Origin of the sequence: Caballeronia sp. (assembly GCF_049581465.1) — a bacterium.
Taxonomy (GTDB): Bacteria; Pseudomonadota; Gammaproteobacteria; order Burkholderiales; family Burkholderiaceae; genus Caballeronia.
Map to the genome: position 1 here is coordinate 1 of NZ_JBAUSA010000569.1, position 1927 is coordinate 1927.

A 1927-nucleotide genomic window follows, 5' to 3' on the forward strand; every position below is an offset into this window, starting at 1 on the left:
TACAGCGGATACCAGCCGACGCCGAACAGCCCGATCACGCAGAAGATCGCGGTCAGCGCGGCGTTTGTCGTGCCGGTCGGCAGCACCAACAGCGACATCGTTGCAGCGACGCAAATGGCCATGGTGAAACCAAGCGAGCGCACCCGGCGGTTCGGCCAAAGACGGTCGCTGGTCCACGCGAGACCGACGCGTCCCAGAATACCCAGCCATTGAGACACTGAGAACAGCAGCGCGGCGGCGACGACCGAATAGTGGAAACGCGCGGCGACGAATGGAATCGCATGCGTCGCAAACGTGTACTGGAAAGTGACCATCACCGCGCCGGCCAGCATCACCGGCCACAATGCCGAATTTCCTGCAACAAGCTTGACAGCCTTCACGAGATTCGGCGGTGCAGCGGCGGGCAAGCCAGGCATGCCCCGCTCATCACGGTGCATAAGGCCGAACAGGATGCCACCGGCGATGCCGATTGCACCCTGCACCGCAAGCGCGGCGCGCCAACTGTACGTTGCCGCGATCAGCGGCAGCGCCATCGCGGCAATCGCGGTTCCGAGCGGCAGGCCAGCCTGTCGCACGCCGGTCGCCATACCGCGTTCACCTATGGCGCGTTTTTGCCGAGCCCGGCGAATTCGAGGCCCGTCAAGGCATGGGACAGGAGCGGCAAGGTGATCTATTGCCGCTCGCTCAATAAGTCTCTTTCACCTGGCTTGCGAGTTGGATGGCTTATTGGTGGAAAATGGCACAAGAAAATCGTAATGCTGATGTATGCGGTGTCGCGCCATCGAGAAGAGATGTCGCAACTGGTTGTGGCGGACTTCATGATTGGTAGTGCATTCCACCGGCATATGCGACGGTTGAACGCGTTGCTGACGCAGCAGCGCACGCAGTTCGTCGAAGCCATTCTCATGCACTTCCCCGCCGGCACGGAAGTGACCCGTCCCGAAGCGGGGCTGCTGGTGTGGGTACGCCTACCCGGCGAGCTGAGCACTGACACGTTGTTCGAAAGCGCGTTGTCCGAAGGCATTCGGATCTGTCCGGGTTCGATCTTCTCAAACACGAACAAGTTCGGCGATTGGCTGCGGCTCAGTTACGGCATGCCGTTCGATGCACGCATCGAATCTGCGCTCAAGACGCTGGCGCGGCTTGCTCGCGAGGCTTAACGCGCGACCGGGTGATCGACTGGACATTTGCCAGCGCCACATTAGCCGAATTAACTTTAGCCGGGATCAACCGGGATCTCAGCGCCACTGTCGGCCGCGGAGCTTCGCCTGGGTCGACGCACGACTCTCACCTTCCCACTGCTTCCGCCGCCGCAGAAGAACTGATCGGCGCCATCGGACTCGAGCCCCGACACCCCTACCCCAGGCGGCATTTCGAGTCTCTCCAGGACCTCTCCCGTTCGAGGATCGATTCGCCTCAACTCGCTCTCGTCACCTTCCCACGTGCCGTGCCAGAGCTCCCGGTCGACCCAGGTGACCCCGGTGACGAAGCGGTTGGACTCGATGGTGCGAAGAATCGCCCCTGTTTGCGGATCGACTTGATGGTTCTTCCGGTCCCGATACTGCCCCACCCAAAGCGTCCCTTCGGCCCAGGCGAGCCCCGAGTCACCGCCGCCGCCGGGCGCCGGGATCGTGGCGAGCACACGGCCCGTCTCTGGATCGATCTTCTGGATGCGATCCTCGGCGATCTGAAACAGGTGCTCGCCGTCGAAGGCCGTTCCTGCATGCGCGGCGACATTGATCGAGCGTTGCGTCTTCCCGCTCGCCGGATCCAGCGCGTTCAGCGTATCTCCGGCAGCAAACCAGACTTGGCTACCGTCGTACGTGACCCCATTCACGCGGTCGACCCCTGGAAAGGGTCCATATTCACGGATGATTTCGGCCGCTGATCGATTCATGGTTTCGTCCTCGTCATTCCGGTTCAAGCT

Annotated in this window: 3 protein-coding genes; 1 reads left to right on the forward strand and 2 read right to left on the reverse strand. The window is 62.0% G+C overall.

What is annotated here, in order from left to right:
- On the reverse strand, positions 1 to 587 hold a 587-nt coding region (locus WCA53_RS14010), incomplete at its 3' end, for an MFS transporter (protein ID WP_423911179.1).
- Positions 588 to 611: 24 nt separating this feature from the next.
- On the opposite strand from WCA53_RS14010, the gene WCA53_RS14015 reads away from it, so the two are divergent.
- Positions 612 to 1160 carry an aminotransferase class I/II-fold pyridoxal phosphate-dependent enzyme gene (locus WCA53_RS14015; protein ID WP_423911182.1) on the forward strand — a complete coding sequence of 183 codons (549 nt, stop codon included), beginning with the start codon at positions 612 to 614 and terminating at the stop codon, positions 1158 to 1160.
- A 56-nt stretch (positions 1161 to 1216) separates the two neighbouring features.
- On the opposite strand, the gene WCA53_RS14020 is transcribed toward WCA53_RS14015, so the two are convergent.
- Positions 1217 to 1897 (reverse strand): glutamine cyclotransferase, encoded by a 681-nt coding sequence (locus tag WCA53_RS14020; RefSeq protein ID WP_423911187.1) that lies wholly within the window; start codon positions 1895 to 1897, stop codon positions 1217 to 1219.
- Positions 1898 to 1927 lie beyond the last annotated feature (30 nt).